23 protein-coding genes are annotated in these 24,593 nt (G+C 64.9%); 12 read left to right on the top strand and 11 right to left on the bottom strand.

All coding sequences use genetic code 11. The features are described from left to right. Window positions 1-53: 53 nt before the first annotated feature. Entirely contained in the window at window positions 54-1,055 is a 1,002-nt protein-coding gene (locus tag AC1D09_RS20230) for a GlxA family transcriptional regulator (RefSeq protein WP_477661986.1), read from the bottom strand. 93 nt (window positions 1,056-1,148) lie between these two features. Here AC1D09_RS20230 and AC1D09_RS20225 point away from each other — a divergent pair, with 93 nt between their 5' ends. Further along, a complete protein-coding gene (locus AC1D09_RS20225; RefSeq protein ID WP_477661985.1) occupies window positions 1,149-1,997 on the top strand; it encodes a dienelactone hydrolase family protein in 849 nt (282 codons plus the stop codon). On the opposite strand, the gene modC is transcribed toward AC1D09_RS20225, so the two are convergent. From modC to modA, 3 genes are read right to left on the bottom strand one after another with little or no spacing between them, the layout of a single operon-like run. Then, window positions 1,994-3,091, bottom strand: coding sequence for a molybdenum ABC transporter ATP-binding protein (gene modC / locus AC1D09_RS20220; RefSeq protein ID WP_477661984.1), 1,098 nt, complete (start codon window positions 3,089-3,091; stop codon window positions 1,994-1,996). The two genes, AC1D09_RS20225 and modC, sit on opposite strands and share 4 nt — an antisense overlap. Next, window positions 3,088-3,780 carry a molybdate ABC transporter permease subunit gene (gene modB / locus AC1D09_RS20215; RefSeq protein WP_477661983.1) on the bottom strand — a complete coding sequence of 231 codons (693 nt, stop codon included), beginning with the start codon at window positions 3,778-3,780 and terminating at the stop codon, window positions 3,088-3,090. Before modB ends, modC begins: the two co-directional genes overlap by 4 nt. Window positions 3,781-3,793: 13 nt before the next feature. Continuing rightward, window positions 3,794-4,549 carry a molybdate ABC transporter substrate-binding protein gene (modA, locus tag AC1D09_RS20210; protein ID WP_477661982.1) on the bottom strand — a complete coding sequence of 252 codons (756 nt, stop codon included), beginning with the start codon at window positions 4,547-4,549 and terminating at the stop codon, window positions 3,794-3,796. Between the two features lie 116 nt (window positions 4,550-4,665). Here modA and AC1D09_RS20205 point away from each other — a divergent pair, with 116 nt between their 5' ends. Continuing rightward, window positions 4,666-5,451, top strand: a complete 786-nt coding sequence (locus tag AC1D09_RS20205) for a TOBE domain-containing protein (protein WP_477661981.1) — start codon at window positions 4,666-4,668, stop codon at window positions 5,449-5,451. 3 nt (window positions 5,452-5,454) lie between these two features. On the opposite strand, the gene AC1D09_RS20200 is transcribed toward AC1D09_RS20205, so the two are convergent. The 7 genes from AC1D09_RS20200 to AC1D09_RS20170 are packed head-to-tail and all read right to left on the bottom strand — an operon-like array spanning window position 5,455 to window position 12,530. Continuing rightward, window positions 5,455-6,294, bottom strand: coding sequence for a heme ABC transporter ATP-binding protein (locus AC1D09_RS20200; protein WP_477661980.1), 840 nt, complete (start codon window positions 6,292-6,294; stop codon window positions 5,455-5,457). A gap of 10 nt (window positions 6,295-6,304) precedes the next feature. Continuing rightward, window positions 6,305-7,363, bottom strand: coding sequence for a FecCD family ABC transporter permease (locus tag AC1D09_RS20195; protein WP_477661979.1), 1,059 nt, complete (start codon window positions 7,361-7,363; stop codon window positions 6,305-6,307). Next, entirely contained in the window at window positions 7,360-7,743 is a 384-nt protein-coding gene (locus AC1D09_RS20190) for a VOC family protein (RefSeq protein WP_477661978.1), read from the bottom strand. Before AC1D09_RS20190 ends, AC1D09_RS20195 begins: the two co-directional genes overlap by 4 nt. Before the next feature lie 23 nt (window positions 7,744-7,766). Then, window positions 7,767-8,699, bottom strand: a complete 933-nt coding sequence (locus AC1D09_RS20185; RefSeq protein ID WP_477661977.1) for a heme/hemin ABC transporter substrate-binding protein — start codon at window positions 8,697-8,699, stop codon at window positions 7,767-7,769. 50 nt (window positions 8,700-8,749) lie between these two features. Continuing rightward, window positions 8,750-9,889, bottom strand: a complete 1,140-nt coding sequence (locus tag AC1D09_RS20180) for a hemin-degrading factor (protein WP_477661976.1) — start codon at window positions 9,887-9,889, stop codon at window positions 8,750-8,752. Then, the gene (locus AC1D09_RS20175; RefSeq protein ID WP_477661975.1) at window positions 9,886-10,245 is read right to left on the bottom strand and encodes a hypothetical protein; all 360 of its coding nucleotides are present in this window, start codon (window positions 10,243-10,245) and stop codon (window positions 9,886-9,888) included. Before AC1D09_RS20175 ends, AC1D09_RS20180 begins: the two co-directional genes overlap by 4 nt. Before the next feature lie 38 nt (window positions 10,246-10,283). Further along, a complete protein-coding gene (locus tag AC1D09_RS20170; RefSeq protein WP_477661974.1) occupies window positions 10,284-12,530 on the bottom strand; it encodes a TonB-dependent hemoglobin/transferrin/lactoferrin family receptor in 2,247 nt (748 codons plus the stop codon). 353 nt (window positions 12,531-12,883) lie between these two features. Here AC1D09_RS20170 and ahpC point away from each other — a divergent pair, with 353 nt between their 5' ends. From ahpC to AC1D09_RS20120, 10 genes are all read left to right on the top strand, one after another. Further along, window positions 12,884-13,447: an alkyl hydroperoxide reductase subunit C gene (gene ahpC, locus AC1D09_RS20165; protein WP_007874200.1), complete on the top strand. Its 564-nt coding sequence runs from the start codon at window positions 12,884-12,886 to the stop codon at window positions 13,445-13,447. A gap of 107 nt (window positions 13,448-13,554) precedes the next feature. Then, window positions 13,555-15,126: an alkyl hydroperoxide reductase subunit F gene (ahpF, locus tag AC1D09_RS20160; protein ID WP_477661973.1), complete on the top strand. Its 1,572-nt coding sequence runs from the start codon at window positions 13,555-13,557 to the stop codon at window positions 15,124-15,126. A gap of 310 nt (window positions 15,127-15,436) precedes the next feature. After that, window positions 15,437-17,542, top strand: coding sequence for a TonB-dependent siderophore receptor (locus AC1D09_RS20155; protein WP_477661972.1), 2,106 nt, complete (start codon window positions 15,437-15,439; stop codon window positions 17,540-17,542). A gap of 18 nt (window positions 17,543-17,560) precedes the next feature. Beyond that, window positions 17,561-18,727 carry a PepSY-associated TM helix domain-containing protein gene (locus AC1D09_RS20150; protein ID WP_477661971.1) on the top strand — a complete coding sequence of 389 codons (1,167 nt, stop codon included), beginning with the start codon at window positions 17,561-17,563 and terminating at the stop codon, window positions 18,725-18,727. After that, window positions 18,724-18,918, top strand: a complete 195-nt coding sequence (locus tag AC1D09_RS20145; RefSeq protein WP_477661970.1) for a hypothetical protein — start codon at window positions 18,724-18,726, stop codon at window positions 18,916-18,918. Before AC1D09_RS20150 ends, AC1D09_RS20145 begins: the two co-directional genes overlap by 4 nt. Before the next feature lie 185 nt (window positions 18,919-19,103). Next, window positions 19,104-19,877, top strand: coding sequence for a ferredoxin--NADP reductase (locus tag AC1D09_RS20140; protein ID WP_477661969.1), 774 nt, complete (start codon window positions 19,104-19,106; stop codon window positions 19,875-19,877). Window positions 19,878-20,011: 134 nt separating this feature from the next. Further along, window positions 20,012-20,488, top strand: a complete 477-nt coding sequence (bfr, locus tag AC1D09_RS20135) for a bacterioferritin (protein WP_477661968.1) — start codon at window positions 20,012-20,014, stop codon at window positions 20,486-20,488. A 349-nt stretch (window positions 20,489-20,837) separates the two neighbouring features. Beyond that, window positions 20,838-23,156, top strand: coding sequence for a TonB-dependent receptor (locus tag AC1D09_RS20130; RefSeq protein ID WP_477661967.1), 2,319 nt, complete (start codon window positions 20,838-20,840; stop codon window positions 23,154-23,156). A 93-nt stretch (window positions 23,157-23,249) separates the two neighbouring features. Then, window positions 23,250-23,957 carry a Fe2+-dependent dioxygenase gene (locus AC1D09_RS20125; RefSeq protein ID WP_477661966.1) on the top strand — a complete coding sequence of 236 codons (708 nt, stop codon included), beginning with the start codon at window positions 23,250-23,252 and terminating at the stop codon, window positions 23,955-23,957. 265 nt (window positions 23,958-24,222) lie between these two features. Then, window positions 24,223-24,468 (top strand): (2Fe-2S)-binding protein, encoded by a 246-nt coding sequence (locus tag AC1D09_RS20120; protein WP_007874174.1) that lies wholly within the window; start codon window positions 24,223-24,225, stop codon window positions 24,466-24,468. Window positions 24,469-24,593: the final 125 nt, after the last annotated feature.

The following is a 24,593-nucleotide window of genomic DNA, read 5'->3' as shown; positions in this document are numbered from 1 at the left end:
CGATTGGCTGGCTGGGCGCGGCGGACGCGCCCCTTGGCTGGCTTCAATGCGGATTATAAAAGGCCGGGCCTGCTCGCGTGCGGGTTTGCCGCCGACCGGTAGCGACTGGGATTGGCGCCCGCTGATTTGCGCATCAGCCGCCGCAAGGCCGTCGCGTCCTCATAACCCACCTGTCCGGCCACCTGTTCTATGCTCATGCGGCTGGACTCGATCAACATGCGGGCGCGGTTGAGGCGCACGCTTTGCACCAGCGCCAGCGTGCTCCGGCCCGTGGCCTCGCGCACGCGCCGCGACAGGGTTCGCTGCGACATCGCGAACTCGCCGGCCAACGCCTGCACGCTGGGCGGATGCGGCAGGGCCGATTCGATGCGCGCCATCAGCCGGGCCACGAGCTCGTTGCCGTTGGAAAGCATGGCCGGCAGCACAAACGGCGCCTGCGCCTGCCGCCCGTCTATCAGCAGGATGCGCCCCACCGCGTCGGCCAGCCCCGGGCCGAACTGCGTGCGCAGCAGGTGAAGCATCAAGTCCGTCTGTGCGAAAGCGGCGCCCGCCGTGCTCACGGGGCCGTCGGCGCAGACCATGCGGTCGGCATCCACGGTGCAGCGCGGCTCCAGCCGCCGCAGCTCGGCCGCCATCCACCAGGAGGTCGTGGCGCGGCGACCGGCCAGCAGGCCTGCCGCCTGCAACAAAAACACCGCCGAGCAGGAGGCCGCGACACGGCCGCCCCGCGCCGCGTGAGCGGTAACGGCTTGGATGGCGCGCTGTGCATCCGCGCCCGCCAGCCCGGCCGCGACCGCCTGGGCGTTGTCCAGGCCCAGCCCCGGGATGATCCAGGTCGACGTGTCGGCACGCCGGCGTTTGGGCAGCGCCGTGGTATCCAAACGCATGCCGCTACTCAGGGGCACGGCGCCGCCGGATGGCGACAGCACGCGCCAGCCGGGGCGCACCAGCTTCAGGCGCGGCGCCAGTGTGGCCGCCGCCTGCAGCACGTCCAGCGTGACCGCGACACTGGCCGCAAAAGCCCCGGGCAGGACCAGAACGGTGAAATCACTCATTGACTGAAAAAGCCTTAAAGATGTCTAAATAGACACTCGCAGTTTAGCCGCCCGCCGCGTCCAATGCAGGTTTTCCACCCAAAAAGCACGACCATGGCCCACTCTGCCTCCCCCGCACAACGCAGCATGAATGAGGACGACCCCCTCGAAGATTTCACGGCCCGCACCATCACGCTGGACGGCGTGGCCAAAAAAGTCTACGTGGCCGGTTCGGGCCCGGCCGTGATCGTCATGACCGAAATGCCGGGCATCAGCCCGCAGGTCGCGCGTTTCAGCCGCTGGGTGCGCGATGCGGGTTTTACCGTTTACATGCCTTCGCTGTTCGGCCGCGACGGCGCGGTGCCCGGTGCCGACGAAGGCGCGGCCGTTTTCCAGCGTGCCTGCGTCAGCGCCGAATTCCGCGCGCTGCGCGCCAATGAGACCAGCCCGGTGACGCAATGGCTGACGGCACTGGCCAGGCTGGCGCACCGGGAATGCGGCGGGCCCGGCGTGGGCGCCATCGGCATGTGCTGGACCGGCAACTTCGCGCTCTCCATGATGCTGGAGCCCGCGGTGCTGGCGCCTGTGCTGTCGCAGCCCTCGCTGCCGCTCAACGACCCGGCCGGCCTGGAGATCTCGCCCGCCGACATCCAGGCTGTGCGCCGGCGGCTCGATAGAGAGAAGCTCACCGTGCTGGCCTACCGATTCGAAGGCGACAAATTTTGCCGGGCCCAGCGCTTTGCGGCCTATGCCGAGGCCCTGGGCGACCGTTTTGTGGGCAGGGTGCTGCCGGACAGCTCCGCCAATACCGAAGTGCCGCCCTTCTTCGCCCGGCATGTACCCACGCCACACAGCGTGGTGACCGCCCACCTGGTCGATGAGGCGGGCCAGCCCACACTGGCGGCGCGCGACGAGATCCTGGCCTTTTTTGCCCAGCGCCTCAGACCGTCAACAGGTTCTTAGCCCAACACCGCCACGCCCTTGACCTGGGCGAACACGCGGCTGCCCGGCTGCAATCGCAGTGCCTGGGCCGACTTCTGCGTGATGCGGGCCAGCAGCGCGCTGCCGCCGGCGTCCAGGCCCACCATGAGCTGGCCCGGGCTGTCGGCCGCCAGGCCGGTGACGGTGACCGGGAAGATGTTCTGCACGCTGGTGCCCTCCTGGCGCGCCAGCGTGAGGCTCACGTCGCGCGCCTGGATGCGCACGCGCACGCGCTGGCCGACCTGCAGCGTGGGGTTGAGCAGGCTCACGCGGCCGCCGGGGAACTCGGCATGGCTCATGTGCCAATCGGGCTCGACGGCGCTGACCACCGCGTCCAGCACAGCGGCCGCGGCATCGCCGTGCGCCAGCGGCAGGTCCAGCCGCGTCATCAGTTCGCGCGTGGGGCCCGAAGCCGTGACCCGGCCGGCATCCAGCAGCACCAGGTGGTCGGCCAGCCGCGCGACTTCATCAGGCGCATGGCTCACATAAAGCACGGGCATGTCGAGTTCGTCATGCAGGCGTTCCAGGTATGGCAGGATTTCAGCCTTGCGGGCGACATCCAGCGAGGCCAGGGGCTCGTCCATCAGCAGCAGGCGCGGGCTGGTGGCCAGCGCCCGGGCGATCGCCACACGCTGGCGCTCGCCGCCCGAGAGTGTGGCCGGCATGCGCTGCATCAGCGCCTGCAGGCCCAGCAGCGCGATGACTTGTTCGAGCGAGACACGGCGCTGGGCCGGCGGCACACGGCGCAGGCCGAAGTCGAGGTTGCGGCGCACGTCCAGGTGCTCAAACAGGCTGGCCTCCTGGAATACATAACCCAAGGGGCGCTGGTGCACGGGCATAAAGACACCCACGGCATCGTCTTGCCAGAGCTCGCCGTTGACGGCAAGGTAGCCACTGCCGGATCGCTCCAGCCCGGCGATGCTGCGCAGCAGGCTGGTCTTGCCGGAACCCGAAGGGCCGAAGATGGCTGTGACGCCGCGCCCCGGCACGGCCAGTGACACATCGAGCGAAAAGCCGGGGAATGCCCGGCGGAAAGATGCGGTGATACCGCCTTCGGATGGGACGGCGGGCTTCATGTGCCCTGCCCTTTGCGCCGGCCCGGCTGCAGGGTATTCAAGGTGTAGAGCGCCAGCAGCACCAGGAAGGAAAACACCAGCAGGCCGCCGGCCAGCCAGTGCGCCTGGCTGTATTCGAGCGCCTCCACATGGTCGTAGATCTGCACCGACATCACACGCGTCTTGCCGGGGATGTTGCCGCCCATCATGAGCACGATGCCGAACTCGCCCACCGTGTGCGCGAAGCCCATGACGGCGGCCGTCAGGTAGGCGGGCCGTGCCAGCGGCAGCACCACGCTGAAAAAAGTATCCAGCGGCGAGGCCCGCAAGGTGGCGGCGGCCTCCAGCGGCCGCTCGCCCAGGGCTTCAAAAGCGTTTTGCAGCGGCTGCACCACAAAAGGCATGGAGTACAGCACCGAACCGACCACCAGGCCGGCAAAGCTGAAAGGCAGCAGGCCCCAGCCCAGCGACTGCGTGAGCCGGCCGACCGCGCCGTTCGGCCCCATCAGCACCAGCAGGTAAAAGCCCAGCACCACCGGCGGCAAGACCAGCGGCAAGGCCACCAGCGCGCCCACCGGCCCCTTGAGCCAGGAGCGCGTGCGCGCCAGCCACCAGGCCAGCGGCGTTCCGGCCAGCAACAACACCAAGGTGGTGGTCGCCGCCAGCCGCAAGGTCAGCGCGAGTGCCTGCAGTCCTGCGGTATCCAGCATGGCCGGCCGTGCTTCAGGGCTCATAGCCGAAGGAACGGATGACCGCCTTGGCCTTGTCGGTTTTGAGATAGGCCATCAGCTGCGCCGCGGCCTTGCTGTCCTTGGCCCTGACCAGCAGCACCGCATCCTGGCGGATGGGGCTGTGCAGGCTCTCGGGAACTATCCAGGCCGAGCCCGACTTGATCTTGCCGCCTTCGTAGACCTGCGACAACGCAATAAAACCGAGTTCGGCATTGCCGGTGGAGACAAAGCTGAAGGCCTGGCCTATGCTTTCGCCCTGCACCAGCTTGGGCTCCAGCGCGGCCTGCAGGCCCAGCTTGTTCATGGTTTCGACGGCGGCCGCGCCATAGGGTGCGAGCTTGGGCGCGGCGATGGCGATCCTTTTGAAGTCGCCCTTTTTCAGGACCTCGCCCTGCGCATCGACCAGGCCGGACTGCGCCGACCAGAGCACCAGCTTGCCGGTGGCATAGGTGAAGCGGCTGCCGTTCACGGCGGCGCCCTCTTTCTCAAGCCTGGCGGGGGTTTCATCGTCGGCCGCGAGGAACACCTCGAAGGGCGCGCCGTTGCTGATCTGCGCGTAGAACTTGCCGGTGGCGCCAAAGGTCAGCACCGCCTTGTGGCCGGTGTCTTTTTCAAAGTCGGCGGCAATCAGCTTCATGGGCGCCGTGAAGTTGGCCGCGACCGCGACCTGGATTTCTTCGGCCAGCGCAACGGCCGAGGCCAGTGCGAAACACAGCGCAGGCAGCCAGCGCAACAGGGTTTTGGACATCAGAAGGCTCCGGAACTGAAAGAGGGAAAGTGATGGGCGAAGCGGCCTTGGCAGCCAAGCCTTCCACCCAAGCGCTATTCTATTTTAGAATAGCGCTGCCTGCCCTTGGGCCTTCCATGAAAAAACCCGCAGCCACATCCACCGCCCCCTCCTTCGCCAGCGCCTTGGGCCACGAACCGGCCGACAAGCGCATCGACATCCTGCGCCTGGTCGGCGAAAGCGGCTCGATCTCGCAGGCAGCGCGCCAAGCCGAAGTCAGCTACAAGGCCGCCTGGCAGGCCATCGACACCCTGAGCAACCTGGCCGGCGTGGCGCTGGTGGAGCGCGCCGTGGGCGGCTCGGGCGGCGGCGGCGCGACGTTGACGCCGGCGGGCCAGAAATTGCTGGCGGTCGCCGGCCTCCTGAACGAAACCCGCAGCCAGGTACTGGCCGGTTTCAAGTCCAATGAACTGCTGCTGCCGCGCGCGCTGCCCACACTCTCCAACATGGGTGTGCGCACCAGCATGCGCAACCAGCTGCCTTGCGAAGTCGACAAGCTGGCGCTGCGGGGCCAGGTGGCGCATGTGCATCTGAGGCTGGCCGGCGGCGCCGCGCTGGTCTCGCGCATCACCAAGGCCAGCGCCGAGCTGCTCGGCCTGAAAAAAGGACAGGCCGTGCTGGCGCTGTGCAAGGCCACAGCGGTGGTGGTCAGCGCGCAAAACCCCACACCGCCAGGTGTGCAAAGCCTGAGGGGCCAGGCCGTGCGGATCAGTCGCGGGACCGGCGGCGACGAGGTGTCGCTGCAGCTTGACGGCGGCTTGCAGCTGGTGGGTTTTGCGGCGCCGGGCAGCGGGCTGAAAACCAAAAGCCCTGTGCAGGCGCAGATCGACGAGTCGGCCGTCGTGATTGCCTTGTCGGCCTAGCGTCTAGACAGGCGCCTCAAAAAGGTACTGGTGGGGCCCCGGTGCCCCGCCCTGCGGCGCCACCGGGTGTGCCACCACGCCCCAGACTTTTTCAATGCAGAGCGGCGTGAGCACCTCGGCGGTGGTACCGCTGCCCACCACCTGCCCGCCCTGCAGCACCACACAGCGGTCGCTGTAGCGCAGCGCCAGGTTCAAGTCATGCAGCACGGCCACCACACCCACACCCTGGGCGGTGGCCCAGGCGCGCACGAGTTGCAGCATGCGGTGCTGGTGCTGGAGGTCGAGCGCGGCGGTAGGTTCATCGAGCAGCAGCCAGCGCGCGGACTGGCCCGCCAGAGGCTCCCACACCTGTGCCAGCGCGCGCGCCAGGTGGACACGCGCTTTTTCACCGCCCGAGAGCGTGTTGAGCACGCGGTGCTGCAAATGCTCGACCGCGGTGGCCTGCATGGCCTGCAGCACCACATCGGCTTCGCTCCGGCCCAAATGGCGGCGGTGCGGATAGCGGCCCAGCTCCACCACTTCGCGCACGGTGAACTCGAACGCGACCTGGGTTTCCTGCGCCACGCAGGCGCGCATACGGGCCAGCTCGGCGGGGGCATGGGCAGGCAGCGCCTTGCCGGCCAGGCAGACATGGCCGCCCGAGGGCTGGCGCTGGCCGGTCAGCAGCGACATCAAGGTGGACTTGCCTGCGCCGTTGGGCCCAAGCACCGCCGTGACCTGGCCCGCGATGAATTGCGCCGAAACCGCTTGCAGCAGCGAACGGCCAGGCACCTCGACGCCCACGCCGGCCACTTCGAGCATGCCGGCCAGCGGCAAAAAATCAGTCTGGTTGCGCGCGTTCATGGACGGGTTCTCATACCCGGTTGCGGAAATGCCGCAGCAGCAACAAAAAGAACGGCACGCCGACAAAAGCCGTCAGCACGCCCAGCGGCAGCTCGGCCGGCTTGACCATGGTGCGCGCCGCGCTGTCCGCCGCCAGCACCAGGGCCGCGCCCAGCAGGGCCGAGCCCGGCAGCACGACGCGGTGGTCAGGCCCGGCCACCAGGCGCACGCAGTGCGGCGCCACCAGGCCGATGAAACCGATGATGCCGGTGGTGGCCGTGACGGCGCCTACCGCCAGCGCCGTCAGCAGCACCGCAAGGCGCTTGACGCGTTCCACCGGCACGCCCAGCAGCGCCGCCTGCGCCTCGCCCAGTGCGATGGCATTCAGCGGCCTGGCCAGCGCGATACCCGAGCCCACGGCCGCCGTCACCACCGACAACACCAGGGCCACCGCGCTCCAGCGCGCGCCGCCCAGGCTGCCCAGCAGCCAGAACTGGATGTTGCGCAGTTGCTCGTCGGTGGCCAGGAAGGTGAGATAACCCAGGCCGGCACCGGCCAGTGCGTTGATGGCGACCCCCGCGAGCAGCATCAGGCCGACCCGCGTCGCGCCGTCCTGTTGGGACAGGGCATACACCAGCATGGTGACCAGCAGGCTGCCCGTGAAAGCCGCGGCCACCAGCGTCCAGCTGCCCAGCGTGCGCGGCATCTCGGGGAACCACAGGCTGCCCAGCACGATGGCCATGCCGGCGGCCAAAGCCGCGCCGCTGCTGACGCCTATGAGGCCGGGGTCGGCCAGCGGATTGCGAAACAGGCCCTGCATCAGCGCGCCGGACAGACCCAGCGCCGCGCCGGCCGCCACACCCAGCAGCAGCCGCGGCAGGCGTATGTTCATGAAGACCAGGTGCTCCGGTGTGGGCTGGGCACTGCCGCCCAGCATGTCGAGCAGCACATTCCACAGCTGCAGCGGGCTGATGGCATAAGCGCCGCGCGCGCTGCCGGCGATAAAACTCAGGGCCAGCAGCAGCACGCCCGCACCCAGCACCAGCGCCGCCGGCCAGCGCCTGTGGTCGCCGTGCAAGGCGGCCTTCATGCGCTGGCCTTGCGCCTGGCGGCGTGCGGGGCCGACTGCACCAGCAGCAGCCGGTTGCCTTCACAGTCACTGATACCCCATTCAGTGCCCCACTCCTGCTCCAGCAGCGCGGGCAGCGCCTGGCCGGGCGCCGATTGCAGGGCCATGTGCCATTGTTCGATGTTGTCTACCAGCAGGCGGCAGGCGAATTGCTGCGGCGCCATGTCGGCGCGGCGCTGCCAGAGTTGCACCGTGACCGACTCGCGCCTCAGAACCGCGATCACGCCGGGCACGCTGTGCCGCAGGGCAAAACCCCAGGAGTCGCGGTAAAACGCCAGCGCCTGGCGCAAATCGGTGCAGTGGAGCACGGCCGGCGTGCGCGCGCAAAGGACTTCGGTCATGGCGGTTCTCTTGGGCTGGTCGTTCATGCGGCGGCCTTCAGGCCGGCCTGGTGCAGCTCGGCCACGGCCTGCGGCAGGCGCGGGCCGAAACCGATCAGGTAGAGCGCGTCCAGCGCCACCAGCGCGCGGCGCTTGTAGGCGGGTGTGAGCTCCAGGCCGGGACGCTGCCAGAATTTTTCGAGCCCGCCAACGGCCTCGATGCCTTGCGTGGTGGTAATGATCACGTCGGGCGCGGCGGCGACCACCGCTTCGGGCGTCATGGCGCGGTAGCCGGCGAAATTGCTGGCGCTGCCGGCAGTGATCAGGGCGTTGTCCAGGCCCGCGTAGTTCAGCATCGCATGCGCGGCGGTTTTCTCGCCGGCCACCTGCGGCGAACCCGAATGCGAAAGAATAAAGATGGCGCGGGGTTTGCGGCCGCTTTTGCGGGCCACGGCGGCCAGCACCTCGGCCCATTGGGCATCGAGTTTGGCCTGCAGCGCGGCGGCCTGGGCCACGCGGGCCGTGGCCCGCCCCACCGCGGCGACCTTGCGCTGCACTTCAGCCCAGCTGTGGTCGGCCTCCACCAGTTCGACCTTGACGCCGGCGTTGCGGATCTGGTCCATCACCACATGCGGGCCGGCTTCGGTCGTGCCTATCACCGCGTCGGGTTTGAGCGAGAGCAGGCCTTCGGCCGACAGCTGGCGCATATAGCCGACCTTGGGCGTCTGCAGGGCCGCGGCCGGGTAAAGACTGGTGGTGTCGGTGCCGACCAGCTGCTTTTCAGCGCCCAGCGCGTAGACGATTTCCGTGGTCGCGCCGCTCACCGAGACGATGCGCGGCATCTTCGCCGGCACCGGCGCCTGGGCCCGCGCAGCAGTCGCAGACAGGCCGCAAACGCTGGAGACGGCGGAAACCACCGGCAGTGAAAAATACCGCAGGGCGTCGCGCCGATGGAGTGGGGATGGAGGTGTTTTCATGGAAGCCCTTGCGTGGGGAAATGCTGCGAAAAAGCGCTGTCATGAGCCGCTCAGGCAGTTTCCTTGAGCCTGGGCAGGCGCGCCACGATGTCGCGCCAGGCCTGCAGCTCGGGAACACCGGGTTTGCGCGCGCCGAAGAACATCGCCATCAACTCGCCCGCGCCGTCGAAGACTTCCACCGAGGTGACCAGGCCTTCGGTCGTGGGCTTCTCGACAATCCAGGCGCTTTTGACCCTGTCTTCGCGCAGGTGCAGGTTAAAGCCCGCATCCAGCACGTTGATCCACTGCGCGGTGGGCGTGACCATGGGCTCGACGCGCTTGACAGGCCCGGTGTGGATCTGGATGCAGCCCGGGCTGCCGACGAACACCATGATGGGTGTGCCGTCCACGGAGGCTTCATCGAGCAGCTTGCGCACGATGCCCAGGTCGGCTTTCTGTGTGAAGCGGCCTTCGACCAGGCGGAAAGCCTGCTGGCGCTCGGCACCGGCCTTGCCGATCAGGCCGAAAAATTCGTGCGTGTCCTTCATCTGGCTCCAGCCCTGGGCCAGTGCGGCAGCATCGATGTCCGCGTCGGGCTTGGGCGCGGCCTTGGGCTCAGCGGGCGTGAAGGCATAAGCCTTGCCGGCGTCGCCGAACTGGTTGGCGACATCCCTGAAGGCTTCGCGGTCGGTCTCGGGCCGGGCGAACACCTTGTGTACGGCCACACCGTGCGCGTCAAAAAACTGCAGGCTTTCCGAGGCCGGGTTCTTGGGATCATTGGCCGGCTCGAAGACGTAAAAGCCGGCATGCCAGCGGCTGAAGAAAATGCGCAGGTCGATCTCTTCGCCCAACGCCAGGCCCATATGGCCCTGAGCGCTGATGTTGCGGTAGACACCGGTTTTTTCATGCACGGTGGCTTCATTGCGCGTAAGCGCCATAACCGGGCCGCACAGCTCCAGCGCCTGCAAGAGTTCGACCCAGGGGCCTTTGAGCGGCGTAGCCTTGAGCGCGAGGTCGTGCGTACCCGCGTGGGCGGCCACAGCCTGGCCTTCGGTAATGCCAAGGCTCTCGGCGGCATCCTTGGCACGCATGCCGCTGCTGCGCACGGCGGCAAAGCGCTCGCGCAGCGCGGCAGGGTTCAGGGGAGCAGTGCCGGCATCGGTCTGGCTTGCGGCGTCGGACCGCGTCGGGGTTTGAAGGACTGCGCTCATTGAAGGGTCTCCGGGGTTGTGTGCCAAAGCACGCGATGGGTATCAGAAGGGTCCGCAGGTGAAAGCCCCTGCTGTGGCTGGTCGGGGCCCTGCTGCAACAGGCGCACCCACAGGGGATGCAGGTTGGCGGCAATGGCCCTGAAATTCGGCGGCGCGCCGGCGTGGCGCGACAGCATGAGGAGGTTGTCGGTGATCTTTTGGGCCAGCAAGGCGCGCTGCCCTTCGCAGCAGGCCTGGGCATGGCCGGTCATCAGCGCCAGCGTCCCGGCCAGCAGGGCTTGCGCCGGGGGCAAGCCCTGCACGTCGGCTGCAGCGGTGTCGCCGTCGTTGGCACCATGGTCGGGAGACTGGCTCATGCGCTTTCCTTCTGGCTTGAAAAAGGTGCAGGTCGGTATCAGAAATCGGCGACCAGCGAGACGTTGAAGTACCTGCCAGGCTGGCTGTAGGCGTCGCGGAAGGAGGAGTTGGCCGCCACACCGCGGACGTCCGACCAGTTCCAGTACTTCTTGTTCGTCAGGTTGATCAGGCCGGCGTTCAGGCGCAGGGTTTTGCTGAAACGCCACTGGCCGGTCAGGTCCAGCGTGGTCGCGGACGGCACGGCGAACTGGGTGGTCGCCACCGGCACCGCGGGCGGCGAGGCGGCAATGGTCTGCGCGCTGATGTCGTCGAACTTCTTGGCCGAATGGTGGTTCGCGTCCAGGCGCACATCCCATGTCGCGGTCTCGTACTTCAGGCCGACGCTGAGTTTGGCCGGATCTATGGTGTCCAGCGGTTTGCCGGTGTTCTTCACGGTGCCACGGGTGTAGCCGTAGGAGAATGGCGTGCTGAGCTTGCCCTCACCGAACTTGCCCCAGCTCATGTCGCCCTTGATCTCAAAACCGCTGATGGTCGCGTTGTCGATGTTGATCGACTGGATCACAGCGGGGTTGGCGGGGTTGCCGAAGGCGCCGCTCACGATGGCGCCGTCCTGGATCAGGTCTTTGAAGCGGCCATAAAACACGGCAGTGTCGAAGCTAAGTTGCTCCAGCCGCGCGCGAACGCCGAATTCGATGTTGCGGCTCTTCTCAGGCTTGAGGTTGGGATTGGGCACGGTGCGGTAGCCGCCGGCCAGGTTCTGGAAGAAGCCGTTGACCTGCCCCGCATTGGGCGCGCGGAAACCGCTGGCGTAGTTGCCGAAGAAGCTCCACTGCGGCGTAGCGCGGTAAATGACGCCGACCTTGGGTGATACCGCCGAGCCCGACATCGACACCGCGGGGACCGGGAAACCGGCCTGCGCCGCGTCTATCTTGAAACTGTCGGCGCGCACGCCTGGCGTCACGCTCCAGTCGCCGAGGATGAATTCGTCCTGCACATAGACGGCGGTGGCGGTTTCCGTGGTGTCGGGGAAGCGCTTGAGCGGGAAGGTTTCGCCGGCGGGCGGCACCAGGCCGGTCTGCAGGTTTTCGATTTTTGCGCTGGTGTGGTCCAGGCCGTAGGTGATCTTCTGAGCTGAGTTGGCACCCATGCGCAGGGTCTTGTCAGCCTGGATGCTGGCCTGCAGCGTGCGTTCGCTGTAGGTCGTGTCGCGCACGCGCTCCTGCGGCAGTGCCGTGCGCCGCTCGTAGGTGTAGTCGCTGGACTTCGCATCCTGGTAGCTGAGTACGGTCTGGATGTTGTCGGCCAGCGTGCTACCCACCTTGTATCTGGCGTCCCAGGTCAGCCGGTCGCGGTCCATCTTGCCGGTCGAATAGGAATCCAGCACCGTGGTCGAGCGCGCAGTCAGCAGGTTGTAGTCGCTCTTCTTGTCGACGTGCTCGAAGGTGATCACGTGTTTTTGCGAAGCGGTCGGCGTCAGCACGACCTTAGCCAACAGGGAATTGGTCTTGTCGCTTTGCGGGTTGGGCGCCGTGCGGGTAAAGCCGGTGCCGCTGTTGTCGCCGCGGTTTTCCAGTTCCTTGCCGCTGCTGGTGGCCACATTCAGCTGCCAGGCCAGCATCTCGTTGACACGACCGGCAACCGTGCCGCTGACGGCGCTCTCGTTGTTGTCGCCGCTGTAGCTGATGGACGCGCGGCCGCCCAGCGACTTGCCGTCCTTCAGGTAGTCGTCCGGCTCGTAGGTAATGAAGTTGACCAGGCCGGCAATGCCGTCGGAGCCATACAGCGCGGAAGCCGGACCCTTGACGATTTCGATGCGCTTGATGAGGTCTATGGACACGCTGTCGCGCCCGAAGGAGTTGGGGCTGAAGGCATAGCTGCGCGGAATGCGTATGCCGTCCACCATCATCAGCACGCGGTTACCGTCGAGGCCGCGGATGTTGAAGCCGGCATTGCCCTCGCGGCCGGTATCGCCTTGCGCCAAGCCGAAACGCGCCGGCGCGCGGCGCACGGAGACGTTGGGAATATTCTTGGCCGCATCGCGGATGTCCCTGATCTGCCCCTGCTCGATGTCAGCGGCATTGATCACGTCTATGGTTTGCGGGATGTCGTCAACCGACTGCTCGCCGCGCGAACCGCTGACGACGACTTCTTTCAGGGCGGCGACTTGCACCGCGGCTGGTGCAGCCGTTTGCGCCTGCGCGGCAAAGCCGGCGCCACAGGCCAAGGCGGTCAACAGGGAGATTTCGCGCAGCGCGAAGCGGGAGGATGGATGGATGGAAGTCATGCAAGCCCAAAGTAAGAGGTTTGGAGGGCTTGCTGCGGCAACGCGAATGAGCCTGTCGGCTCCCGGTCACTTGTGGCTGGCTCTGGAGAGACCGAAGTATATGCGAATTATTCTCATTCGCAACATTTGGATGCAAAAAAAAACGGGGAAACATTTGTCCTGGTGCGTCTCCCACTCTGTGTGGGTCACCATGAAGTCACAAGGAGCGACAAGGATAGTGGCCGGACAGGCTGCATCGCGCCTATCCACTTAATAGCTAATGTCAATCGTTTATGAGTAATTAAAAGCTATATACTATCGATTCGCCGGCAAGTTTTTAGCCTTTTTTTCATCACCTATAGGAATCCAACTAGATGTCCCTGATCAATACCCAAGTCCAGCCCTTCAAAACCCAAGCCTTCCTCAATGGCAAGTTCATCGACGTTTCCGACGAATCGCTGAAGGGCAAATGGTCGGTCCTGATCTTCATGCCGGCTGCATTCACTTTCAACTGCCCCACGGAAGTCGAAGATGCCGCCGACAACTACGCCGAATTCCAGAAGGCCGGTGCAGAGGTCTACATCGTGACCACCGACACCCATTTCTCGCACAAGGTCTGGCACGAAACCTCCCCCGCCGTCGGCAAGGCCAAATTCCCGCTGGTGGGCGACCCGACCCACACGCTGACCAAGGCCTTTGACGTGTTCATTCCCGAAGAAGGCCTGGCACTGCGCGGCACCTTCGTGATCAACCCCGAAGGCGTCATCAAGACCGCCGAAGTGCACTCCAACGAGATCGCACGCGACGTCAAGGAAACCCTGCGCAAGCTGAAGGCAGCCCAATACACGGCAGCCCACCCCGGCCAGGTTTGCCCCGCGAAGTGGAACGAAGGCGCCAAGACCATCGCCCCGTCCATCGACCTGGTCGGCAAGATCTAAGCGCCCTGCTGCCCTCCTGACAAGGCCCGGGGGCCCGGCACATGTGTGCCGTCCCGGGCTTTTTTGTTCCCTTTTCATCCCGTTTTGCCATTGAAAGTGAGTCCCCCATGCTCGACGACGCCACCAAAGCCCAACTGAAAAGCTACCTCGAACGCGCCACGCAACCGATTGAAATCGTTGCCTCGCTCGACGACAGCGAGGCCTCCGGCGAAGTGCTGTCGCTGCTCAAGGACGTTGCCGAAGCCTCGCCGCTGGTCAAGCTGACGGAAAGCCGCGACGACAATCACCGCAAGCCCTCGTTTTCCATCAACCGCCCGAGCGAAAACCACGGCCCGCGTTTTGCCGGCCTGCCCATGGGCCATGAATTCACCTCGCTGATCCTGGCCTTGCTGCAGGTCGGCGGCTACCCGCCCAAGGTCGAGCAAGCCGTGCTGGAACAAATCCGCGCGCTCGATGGCGATTTCGACTTCGAGGTTTATGTCTCGCTGACCTGCCACAACTGCCCCGACGTGGTCCAGGCGCTGAACCTGATGGCGGTGCAGAACCCGCGCATCAAGACCACGATGATCGAGGGCGGCACCTTCCAGGACGAAGTGAAGGAGCGCGAGATCATGGGCGTGCCCACGGTCTTCCTCAACGGCACCATGTTCGGAAACGGCCGCATGAGCCTGGAAGAAATCCTCGCCAAGATTGACACCAGCGGCGTGGAACGTGAAGCCAAGATCATCGACAAAAAGGAAGCTTTTGATGTACTGATCGTCGGCGGCGGCCCGGCCGGTGCCGCGGCGGCCGTGTACGCCGCGCGTAAGGGGATTCGCACCGGCGTGGCCTCGGAGCGCTTCGGCGGCCAGGTGCTGGACACCATGGGCATCGAGAACTTCATTTCCATCAAGGAAACCGAAGGGCCCAAATTCGCCCATGCGCTGGAAGAGCACGTGCGCAATTACGACGTGGACATCATGAACCTGCAGCGCGCCAAGGCCTTGATCCCGAACAGCGGGCCGGACAAAAACCTGATCGAAGTCCAGCTTGAGAACGGCGCTTCGCTCAGGAGCAAGTCCATCGTGATTTCAACCGGCGCGCGCTGGCGCAACATCAACGTGCCCGGCGAGCACGAGTTCAAGAACAAGGGCGTGGCCTACTGCCCGCACTGCGACGGCCCGCTGTTCAAGGGCAAACGCGTGGCGGTCATAGGCGGCGGCAACTCGGGCGTCGAGGCGGCCATCGACCTGGCCGGCATCGTCGGCCACGTCACGCTGATCGAATACGACACCGCGCTGCGCGCCGATGCCGTGCTGCAACGCAAGTTGAACAGCCTGGCGAACGTCACGGTGATCACCAACGCGCAGACCACCGAAATCACCGGCGACCAGAAGGTCAACGGCCTGGTCTACAAGGATCGCGCCGGCGGCGAGCTGAAAACCGTGGCGCTCGAAGGCGTGTTCATCCAGATCGGCCTCGTGCCCAACACCGACTGGCTCAAGGGAACGGTCGAGCTGTCGAAACACGGCGAAATCATCGTCGACGCCAAGGGCCAGACCTCGGTGCCCGGCGTGTTCGCGGCCGGCGACGTGACGACGGTACCCTTCAAGCAGATCATCATCGCGGCCGGTGAAGGCGCGAAGGCCGCCCTCAGCGCCTTCGACTACCTGATCCGCAGCCCCATCGCCGCGCAATAAGCTCGCGATCCAGTGAACGTTGAACGCAAAAAGCCGCCCCGACCGGGGCGGCTTTTTTTCTGCGGCTAGCGAGGAAAATTCGGCAAAAACCGCACGGGCTCTAGCGTCTTTCAAATGAGAATTACTCTCATCGATGATATAGTTCGCTGCCTCATCTTCCGCTAGCCAGACATCCCAGCAGCCTCTCGCGCTGCCAGGCGCAGCAAGCCAACAACCTGCCCACGCGGCCCCTGAATTTCCGCCACCCACCGTGGCGCATCGGGCCGCCGTGCGCACGCCAGTTTCCTGGCGTTCCTCCCGGAGTTCTGACTTGCCCAGCTTGCACCTGCCGCGCGCCACACGCCGCCTGGCTCCGTTCACCGTTCTTTCGCTGGCCGCCGCGCTCCAGGGCGCTTATGCCCAGGCCCCTGCCGAAACCACCCTGCGCGAAGTGCAGGTGAGCGCCGAGCCCGAAAAAGAAACCGCCACCGGCCCGGTGACAGGCTATCGCGCCAAAAGAGCCTCCACCGCCACCAAAACCGACACGCTGCTGTCCGAAACGCCGCAAGCCGTCACCGTGGTGACCAGCCAGCAGATCAGCGACCAGGGCGCCAACAACCTGCAGGATGCGCTGGGCTACGCCGCCGGCGTGCGCTCCGATGCTTACGGGCTGGACTCGCGTACCGACTCGGTGCGGGTGCGCGGCAGCAACCCCGACAACTACCTCGACGGCCTGCGCGAGGCCTACGGTTACTACACCAGCCGCACCCGGGCCGATCCCTACACGCTGGAGCGGCTGGAAGTGCTGCGTGGCCCCTCGGGCATGCTGTTCGGCGCGGGCACCGCCGCCGGCGTGATCAATATGGTCAGCAAAAGGCCGCTAGCCGAAGCCCAGCACGAAGTGGCTGTGCAATACGGCAGCTATGGCCGCAAACAACTCCAGCTAGACCTGACCGGCCCGCTCACGCAGGACGGTGAGTGGCTGTACCGGCTGGTCGCGCTCAAGCGCTCATCGGGCACACAGGTGGACTACGTGCCGGACGACCGCAGCCTGGTCTCACCCTCGCTGACCTGGCGACCCAGCGCCGCCACCTCATTAACCCTGCAGGCGCTGTGGCAGAAAGACAAGAGCGGCTCGACTTCGCAATTCTTCCCGTGGGAGGGCACGCTGCTGCCCAACCCCAACGGCCGCCTGCCGACCAGCCGTTTCATCGGGGAGCCCGGCGACTACTACAACTCCGAGCGCAAGACTTTCGGCTGGCTGTTCGAGCACAAGTTCAACGACAACTGGACAGTGCGCCAGAACTTCCGCGTCTCGCGCAACGAGAACGACAACCGCTACCACTATGGCGACTTCTTCACGGCCCCGGGCAGTTGGGGATCGGACCCGGTGGCCAAGCGGCGGCTGGGACGCATCAACGACAGTTCGCTGACACGCAACCGCATCACTGCGCTCGACAACCACGTCGAAGGCCATTTCAACACCGGTGCCCTGCAGCACACGCTGTTGTTCGGTGCGGATTTCGCGCGCCACCGCGAGAACGTCTGGTCGGGCGCGACGGTCAGCGACATAGATGCCTATGCGCCGGTCTACGGCAACCTGCTGGTTCCGGACCGTACGGCGTTGCCGCGCACCACCCAGCGCCAGACTGGTTTGTATATGCAGGACCAGATGAAGTGGGACCACTGGATCGTCACCGCGGGCCTGCGCCATGACAAGGCCGTCGCGGGCGCCGACGGCAGCCCCGAGGAAGAAAGCAAGGCCACGACCAAGCGCCTGGGCCTGATGTACGCCTTCCCCTCGGGCTGGTCGCCTTATGTAAGTTACAGCGAATCGTTCACACCACAAGCAGCCATCAAAGGCCAGGTATTCAAGCCGCTACGCGGCGAGCAATGGGAGCTGGGCCTGAAATACGAGCCGGCGGGCCGGGCGCTGGCTTTCAGCGCGGCGCTCTACGACCTGCGCGAGAAAAACCAGATCGCCTCGCCGCTGCCCGACACCTATACCCAGGTCGGCGCCACCCGCACCCAAGGACTGGAGCTGGAGCTCAAGGGCCCCGTCACCCCGAACCTGGAACTGGTCGCGCACTACAACTACACCGAACTGGACAAGCAGCTCGAGGGCCTGCCCAAGCACCAGGCAAGCGCCTGGGCCAAATACCGGTTCTCCATCGCCGGCGTGAACGGCTTCTCGGCCGGCGCCGGCGTCCGCTGGATGGGCTCCTTCAACGACCAACAGGGCGGCGGCAACGGCCCGCACATCCCCAGCGTCGCCTTGCTGGACCTGATGTTCGCCTACGACACCGGGCAGTGGCGCTACGCCGTCAACATCAACAACGCGACCGACAAGACCTATTTCAGCACCTGCCTGGCGCGCGGTGACTGCTGGTATGGCGCACGGCGCAACCTGGTGGCCAGCGCCACCTACCGTTTCTAGGCACGAAGGAGCACCATGATGAACAGCCGCAAGGTCAAAACCTGGACCTGGATCCACAAGTGGAGCAGCCTGGTCTGCACGGTCTTTATGCTGCTGCTGTGCCTGACTGGGCTACCCCTGATCTTTCACCATGAGATCGGCCACCTGCTGGGCACCGAAGTGGAAGCGCCCGACCTGCCCAAGGACACGCCGCGTGCCAGCCTGGACAAGGTGATGCAGGTGGCGCAGGCCTTGCATCCAGGCAAAGTGCCCATGTTCGCCTCGCATGAGATCGACGACGACCGCTTCTGGTACGTCACGCTGGGTGACACGCCGACCTCCGAGGTCGGCAACAAAACCGTCGCCGTCGATGCGCGCAGCGCCGCGGTGCTGGCGCAGCCGAAGTTTGACGAAGGTTTTATGTACGTCATGTTCAAGCTGCACGTGGACCTGTTCGCCGGGCTGCCCGGCAAGCTGTTCCTGGGCTTGATGGGCCTCTTGCTGCTGCTGGCGATTGTGTCAGGCGTGGTGCTGTATGCGCCCTTTATGCGCAAGCTGGACTTCGGCGCCGTGCGGCAAAGCCGGCCGCGCGCCAGGTGGCTGGACCTGCACAACCTGCTGGGCATCGTGACCTTGGTGTGGGCCTTCACCGTGGGCGCCACCGGGATGATCAACACCTGGGCCGACCTGGTGATCAAATACTGGCAGTACGACCAGCTCAGCGCACTGCTGGCGCCTTACCAGGGGCAAAAGCCGCCGGCTCGCCTGGCCTCGGTGCAGCAGGCGGCATCGTCGGCCACCGCGCTCGCGCCCGACATGAAGATGGCATTCATTGCCTTTCCGGGCACGACGTTTTCCAGCCCACACCATTACACAGTGTTCCTGCGCGGCAACGAGCCTTTCAATTCACGCCTGCTCAAGCCAGTGCTGGTGGATGCGGGTACCAACGCGCTCACCGCCAGCCCGCCGCTGCCCTGGTACCTCACGGCGCTGCTGGTATCGCAGCCGCTGCACTTCGGTGACTACGGCGGCATGCCCATGCAAATCCTCTGGGCGCTGCTGGACATCGCCACCATCGTCGTGCTGGGCAGCGGCCTCTACCTGTGGGTCAAGCGCCGCAACCCGGCGCTGGCGAAGCCGGCCACAACCACACATGCGCCGGATCCGCGCACCCTCGCCCGCAAGGCACCGGGCGGTGCAGCATGAGCACGGCGGCAAACTCCTTCTGGCGCCTTTGGCGCTGGCCCCTGGTGCTGGGCCTGCTCAGCACCAGCGGCTTGCTGAGCGCGCTGGTCTCCGACGGCTGGGGCGACTGGTGGGCCTGGTTAAGCCTGGGCCTGCCGGTGGCCGTGATGGCCTGGTGCGCATGGATGCCCCGCAAGCCGGCAGGGCCCTGAGCAACAGTGAGACCTTGGCACCCACATGGCGTCGCACCGGTCGCGAACGACAGCTTCGCGCAAGCGATAAAATACGGCGCTGCTCACGCACGATCTGAAGGCTGAACTGAAGGAGTGCGCGGCGGGCCTCCTGCCCTCTTGCATTGCCCAAACTACTTTTCGTTCTTTCCTTCTTTCTTTTTCTCATGAGCGCCTTTAACACCGAACGCATTATTTCCGTCCACCACTGGACCGATACGCTCTTCAGCTTCACCGCCACGCGCGACCCCGGCTTTCGTTTCGTCAACGGCCAGTTCACCATGATCGGCCTGCCTGTCGACGGCAAGCCATTGATGCGCGCCTACAGCGTGGCCAGCGCCAACCATGAAGATCAGCTGGAGTTTTTCAGCATCAAGGTAGCCAACGGCCCGCTGACCTCGCGGCTGCAGCACTTGAAGCCCGGCGACGACATCCTGGTGGGCCGCAAGCCTACCGGTACGCTGCTGCTGCAAAACCTGTTGCCCGGCAAGACGCTGTGGCTGCTGGCGACCGGCACCGGCCTGGCGCCCTTCCTCTCACTGATCAAGGACCCCGACACCTATGAGCGCTTTGAGCGCGTGGTGCTGGTGCACGGCTGCCGCACCAGCGCCGAGCTGGCCTACCGCGGGCTGATCGAGCATGAGTTGCACGAGCATGAGTTCCTGGGTGAACTTGTGCGCGGCCGGCTGATGTATTACCCGACTGTGACGCGCGAGCGCTTTCGCAACGAGGGCCGCATCACCGAGCTCATGCAGTCGGGCAAGATCTACAGCGACCTCGGCTTGCCGGCGATCTCGGCGGAAAACGACCGCCTGATGCTGTGCGGCAGCCCCGACATGCTGCGCGACATCAAGGCCATGCTGGAAGCCCAGGGCCTGGAAGAAGGCAATATGCAGCACGCCGGCCACTTCGTGGTGGAGCGCGCCTTCGCCGAGCGCTGAGCATCGCCCACGACACAATACGAACAGTTCTCACAATCAAACGCAAGCAGACCGCGCCAGCAGGGGGAATGCTTGAGTTGCGAGCTGCGGCCAGTGACAATGGGCGATCCGAACTACAACGATAAGGAATTCCCATGAAAGGCGACGCAAAAGTCATCGCTCATCTGCAGGCGCAGCTCAAAAATGAACTGACGGCCATCAACCAGTACTTTCTGCATTACCGCATGTACAAGCACTGGGGCCTGGACAAGCTGGCCAAGAAGGAATACGAGGAGTCCATCGGCGAAATGAAACACGCCGACAAGCTGATGGACCGTATCTTCATGCTCGACGGTCTGCCCAACCTGCAGGACCTAGGCAAGCTGCTGATCGGCGAGGACGTGCTGGAGGCGCTGAACTGCGACCTGAAAGCCGAAACCGGCGCGCAGGCAACCATCAAGGACGGCATCGCTCACTGCGAAAGCGTGCGCGACTATGTCTCGCGCGATTTGCTGCAGGAAATCCTGGACGACACCGAAGAGCACATCGATTTCCTGGAAACCCAGATCGAGCTGGTCGCCAAGGTCGGCGTACAGAACTATCTGCAAAGCCAGATGGGCGAAATCAGCTAAGCCCTTGCGGCAGTCTCGCACCTTCGGTGCAGCTCAAAAAATACGGGGCCTGTGGGCCCCGTTGTTGTTTCGACAGCTTTTGTCGCCCCTCTCATTTCGTGCGTGTTCCCCGCCTTGAAATGGCTTTGGTTCCCTCGGTTTCGCATTTTTGCGACAAAAACAAGCCTTGCGGGACCCGGTTCTTCAGCATTTAGAAACAAGATATTACGAATCATTATCATTTGGGATAAACTTCAAGCGATCTTTTCGAGCCAGCCAACTCGCGTCCCTTTTCGGTGATTTCGAGCCAGCCAAGCTTTTTCCTGAACCCGGTCCGCCTGCACAGGCCGGACCCTGCTTGGAGGCCATCTTGGCACACCCGTCCGCTCGCGCCGCAAAACCTGCGCGCAATAAAAAAATCCGCAACGCCGGTACCAACAGCTTCGCCCCTCTCGCCGCACCTGCGGTTTCTGGCCCCTCTTCCGACAAAGCCCTGCTGCCTCTGGGCGCGCTGATGCTGGCTGTCTCGGTGTCCGGATGGGCGCAAAGCGCCGCCCCGGCACCCGCCGCCGCAAGCACCACGACTTCCACGCAGGCCGAGGGCAAAACCCTGGCGCCCGTCACGGTCACAGGCACGCGCGACCGCGAGAACCAGACCTACCAGAGCGGCATCACCAGCGTCGGCAAGATGCCCGTGGCGGCCAAGGACATTCCCCAGTCGCTGACGGTTGTCAATGAAAAGCTGATGCACGACCAGGGCAAGGACAGCTTCAAGAGCGCCCTGGAAAACGTCATCGGCATCACGTTTGAAGCCGGCGAAGGCGGCCGCGTCGGCGACAACATCCGCCTGCGCGGCTTCAGCGCGGCGGGCGACATTTACCTGGACGGCATGCGCGACATCGCGCAGTACAACCGCGACAACTTCAACACCGAGCGCGTGGAAGTCCTGCGCGGCGCGGCCTCCATGCTGTTCGGCCGCGGTTCCACCGGCGGCGTGATCAACCAGGTCAGCAAGCAGGCGCGCCTGATCACCGAACACGAGGTGAACGCCACCGTCGGCACCAAGGGCTACCAACGCTACCAGGGCGACTTCAATTTCAAGCTGGACGACGATGCGGCCTTTCGCATCAACGCCATGGCCACCGACGGCGACGGCCGCGGTGAAAACGCCAGCGCTTCCACCCACCGCCGCGGCCTGGCGCTGGACTACCGCTTCGGCATCGGCACGGCCAACGAATTTGAAATCAGTTACTACCACCTGCACTACAACGACAAGCCCGACTGGGGTTTTGCGTGGTTCAACGACCGTCCGGCGCCCGGCCCCACCAACAAATACTGGTACGGCCTGAACACCGACTTCCAGAACGACAAGGCCGACGCCGTCACCTTGAGCCACACCCACCGCTGGGCCGACGGCAGCAGCCTGAAAACCACCGTGCGCGACGGCTACTATTCGCGCACGCTGCGCGCCACGCAGGCCAGCTTTGCCGCGGGCACCACGCTGGCCAACCTGAACGCCAACACGGTGGTGAGCCGTGGCGCCAGCGGTGCCGGCAATGCCAAGGCGGGCAATGAGCACCACACCTTCCTGCAAACCGACTACCTCACCACCACCCAGTGGTTCGGCCGCAAGAACAGCTTGCTGATAGGCGCCGAATACGCGGTGGAAAACTCCGACCGCTCCAGCTACCCCTTCCTCGCGGTGGCGGCAGGCGGCCCCGCCAAGCCCTCCACCGTCGTCGGCAACCCCATCAGCAACGGCATAGGCGGCAATCTCACGCAGAGACTGGAAACGCAATTCAAGGCCACGACGTTGGGCCTGTACATGCAGGACACGATCGACCTCGCGCCTTACTGGAAACTGGTCGCAGGCCTTCGCATTGACAACTTCAAGGCCGACTACCAGCGTCCCGGCGGCACCGCGCCCAACAACACACCACTTGGCCGGTCTGACAGCCTGCTCAGCAAGCGCCTGGGCGTGATGTACCAACCGACTGACGAGGTCAGCTATTACGCAGCTTACGGTACGTCCTTCAACACCCAGGGCGACCTGTACCAGTTCGATCCGCAATCGGCCAACACCGCCCCCGAAAGCAGCCGCAACATGGAAATCGGCGCCAAATGGGAGCTCTACGGCGGCGACCTGTCGCTGCGCGCCGCGCTGGCACGCACCGAGAAGTACAACGAGCGCAACACCGACCTGGACACCAACACCAACTCCTACCTGCTGTCCGGCAAGCGCCACACCGACGCACTCGAATTCGAGATCGCCGGCCGCATCACGCCGCAGTGGGACGTCTTTGCGGGTATTGGTTTCCTGAAGGCGAAGATCGACCAGTCCGGCTCTAACGCGGCAGGCCAGGCCGAAGTCGGCCAAAACCCCGGCCTGAGCCCAAGCCGCCAGGCCAATCTGTTCACCACCTACCGCATAGGCGACAAGTGGCGCATCGGCGGCGGCTTCACAGCCGTCAGCACCAACAAGCCGGCCAACAGCGTCACCACCTTCAACCGCGCTCCAGGCTACGTCAAGGCCGACGCGCTGGTGGAATACCGCATCAGCGAAGGCAACACCGTCAAGCTGAACATCGACAACATCTTCGACAAGGTCTACTACAACACGCTGTACCGCGGTTTCGCCGCGCCCGGCGACGCGCGCAGCGTGCGCGTGACGCTGACCAGCAAGTTCTGATTCGACGAAGAGAATTTTTTCAAAGGTCTTGGGCACCTGGGGGATACTCCGGGTGCCTTTTTTCATTTCAGCGATCTTTCCGGAGATGCATCCATGCTGCTTCGCATTCACCAAGCCCTCCAGCCCGGCGAACTCGCGCAGGTCCGCGAGCTGATCCTGGGTGCCGACTGGGCCGACGGCCGTATCACCGCCGGCAGCCAGAGCGGCACCGTCAAGAACAACCTGCAACTGCCCGAAGAATTGCCGGCCGCCCAGCAGGCGCGCCATATCGTGTCGGTGGCCTTGGCCCGCAACCCCATGTTCGTGACCGGGGCGCTGCCCAAATCGGTCTACCCGCCGCTGTTCAACCGCTATGGCGGGGACGCCAACAACTTCGGCAACCACATCGACAATGCCGTGCGCACGCATGCGGCCACGGCGCGCCATGTGCGCACCGACATCTCCTGCACGCTGTTCCTCAGCGACCCGGCCGGCTACGACGGCGGCGAGCTGGTGGTGCAGGACACTTACGGCGAGCAGCGCATCAAATTCGATGCCGGCGACCTGGTCATGTACCCGGGCACCTCCGTGCACCGTGTGGAGCCGGTCACGCGCGGCGAACGGCTGGCCTGCTTTTTCTGGATCGAAAGCATGGTCCGCTCCGACGCCCAGCGCCGGCTTCTGTACGAGATGGACATGGCCATCACCTCGCTGCGCCAGAAAGACCTGGAACGCGCGGCCCAAGGTGCCGCCGAAAGCCCGGAGGTGGTGCGCCTGACCGGCTGCTATCACAACCTGCTCCGCATGTGGGCCGAGGTCTGAGGTCCGTCCAGGCATCGCCCCTCCCGCTAGAGGTCTTTTGGGGCCGGAGAACGCAGTCGCGCGCGCCAACCGGAAAACTACAAAATTCATAGCATCCAAGGCTTACCAGGTATCGCTTAGCGGGATTTCCGGGCTGTGCACCTGACGGTGGATGGCTTACCGGCGGCAGCCCGATACCGAAATAACACCTTCAAGATTGCAAATGCGACAGATTCGCATTTATAATCTGCACACCGATTGAATCAATCCCCAGCCAAGCCACTCCATGATTGTTTGCGTCTGCCGCCGTATCTCCGACCGCGAAATTGTCCGCCATGCCCGCGCGGGCCTGGGCTTTGACGAGATCCAGTTCGAACTCGGCGTCGCCACCCAGTGCGGCCAATGCGAAGGCTGCGCCCGTGACGTGGTGGCGCAGTGCAGCAACAGCTGCCCGACCGCCAACATCAAGCTCGCCACCCACACACAGGAAGGCAGCCCATGGAACATCTTGCAACACTCACCCCAAGCCTGATCGCGGCGCTTCCCGCCAGCCTGGTCCTGGTGATAGCTTCCACGTGGTGGATCTTCCGCCGCTGATTCTGCTCAAACACCGATAGAACCGGGCCACGACACACTCGCGGTCCTTCGCCTACTCAC

This window comes from Polaromonas sp. P1_A2 (genome assembly GCF_056406895.1).
The sequence above is the reverse complement of the archived record's forward strand: the minus strand, read 5'-3'. Positions and strand labels throughout refer to the sequence as shown.

Excerpts from the sequence above, each read along its gene's own strand:
- AC1D09_RS20120 (WP_007874174.1), top strand. The coding sequence starts at position 24,223 with ATGATTGTTTGCGTCTGCCGCCGTATCTCCGACCGCGAAATTGTCCGC.
- AC1D09_RS20145 (WP_477661970.1), top strand. The coding sequence starts at position 18,724 with ATGAGCACGGCGGCAAACTCCTTCTGGCGCCTTTGGCGCTGGCCCCTG.
- AC1D09_RS20125 (WP_477661966.1), top strand. The coding sequence starts at position 23,250 with ATGCTGCTTCGCATTCACCAAGCCCTCCAGCCCGGCGAACTCGCGCAG.
- modC (WP_477661984.1), bottom strand. The coding sequence starts at position 3,091 with ATGAAGCCCGCCGTCCCATCCGAAGGCGGTATCACCGCATCTTTCCGC.
- AC1D09_RS20200 (WP_477661980.1), bottom strand. The coding sequence starts at position 6,294 with ATGAACGCGCGCAACCAGACTGATTTTTTGCCGCTGGCCGGCATGCTC.
- AC1D09_RS20185 (WP_477661977.1), bottom strand. The coding sequence starts at position 8,699 with ATGAAAACACCTCCATCCCCACTCCATCGGCGCGACGCCCTGCGGTAT.
- AC1D09_RS20225 (WP_477661985.1), top strand. The coding sequence starts at position 1,149 with ATGGCCCACTCTGCCTCCCCCGCACAACGCAGCATGAATGAGGACGAC.
- AC1D09_RS20150 (WP_477661971.1), top strand. The coding sequence starts at position 17,561 with ATGAACAGCCGCAAGGTCAAAACCTGGACCTGGATCCACAAGTGGAGC.
- AC1D09_RS20175 (WP_477661975.1), bottom strand. The coding sequence starts at position 10,245 with ATGAGCCAGTCTCCCGACCATGGTGCCAACGACGGCGACACCGCTGCA.
- modA (WP_477661982.1), bottom strand. The coding sequence starts at position 4,549 with ATGTCCAAAACCCTGTTGCGCTGGCTGCCTGCGCTGTGTTTCGCACTG.
- AC1D09_RS20140 (WP_477661969.1), top strand. The coding sequence starts at position 19,104 with ATGAGCGCCTTTAACACCGAACGCATTATTTCCGTCCACCACTGGACC.
- bfr (WP_477661968.1), top strand. The coding sequence starts at position 20,012 with ATGAAAGGCGACGCAAAAGTCATCGCTCATCTGCAGGCGCAGCTCAAA.
- ahpC (WP_007874200.1), top strand. The coding sequence starts at position 12,884 with ATGTCCCTGATCAATACCCAAGTCCAGCCCTTCAAAACCCAAGCCTTC.
- AC1D09_RS20205 (WP_477661981.1), top strand. The coding sequence starts at position 4,666 with ATGAAAAAACCCGCAGCCACATCCACCGCCCCCTCCTTCGCCAGCGCC.
- AC1D09_RS20180 (WP_477661976.1), bottom strand. The coding sequence starts at position 9,889 with ATGAGCGCAGTCCTTCAAACCCCGACGCGGTCCGACGCCGCAAGCCAG.
- AC1D09_RS20170 (WP_477661974.1), bottom strand. The coding sequence starts at position 12,530 with ATGACTTCCATCCATCCATCCTCCCGCTTCGCGCTGCGCGAAATCTCC.
- ahpF (WP_477661973.1), top strand. The coding sequence starts at position 13,555 with ATGCTCGACGACGCCACCAAAGCCCAACTGAAAAGCTACCTCGAACGC.
- modB (WP_477661983.1), bottom strand. The coding sequence starts at position 3,780 with ATGCTGGATACCGCAGGACTGCAGGCACTCGCGCTGACCTTGCGGCTG.
- AC1D09_RS20190 (WP_477661978.1), bottom strand. The coding sequence starts at position 7,743 with ATGACCGAAGTCCTTTGCGCGCGCACGCCGGCCGTGCTCCACTGCACC.
- AC1D09_RS20195 (WP_477661979.1), bottom strand. The coding sequence starts at position 7,363 with ATGAAGGCCGCCTTGCACGGCGACCACAGGCGCTGGCCGGCGGCGCTG.
- AC1D09_RS20230 (WP_477661986.1), bottom strand. The coding sequence starts at position 1,055 with ATGAGTGATTTCACCGTTCTGGTCCTGCCCGGGGCTTTTGCGGCCAGT.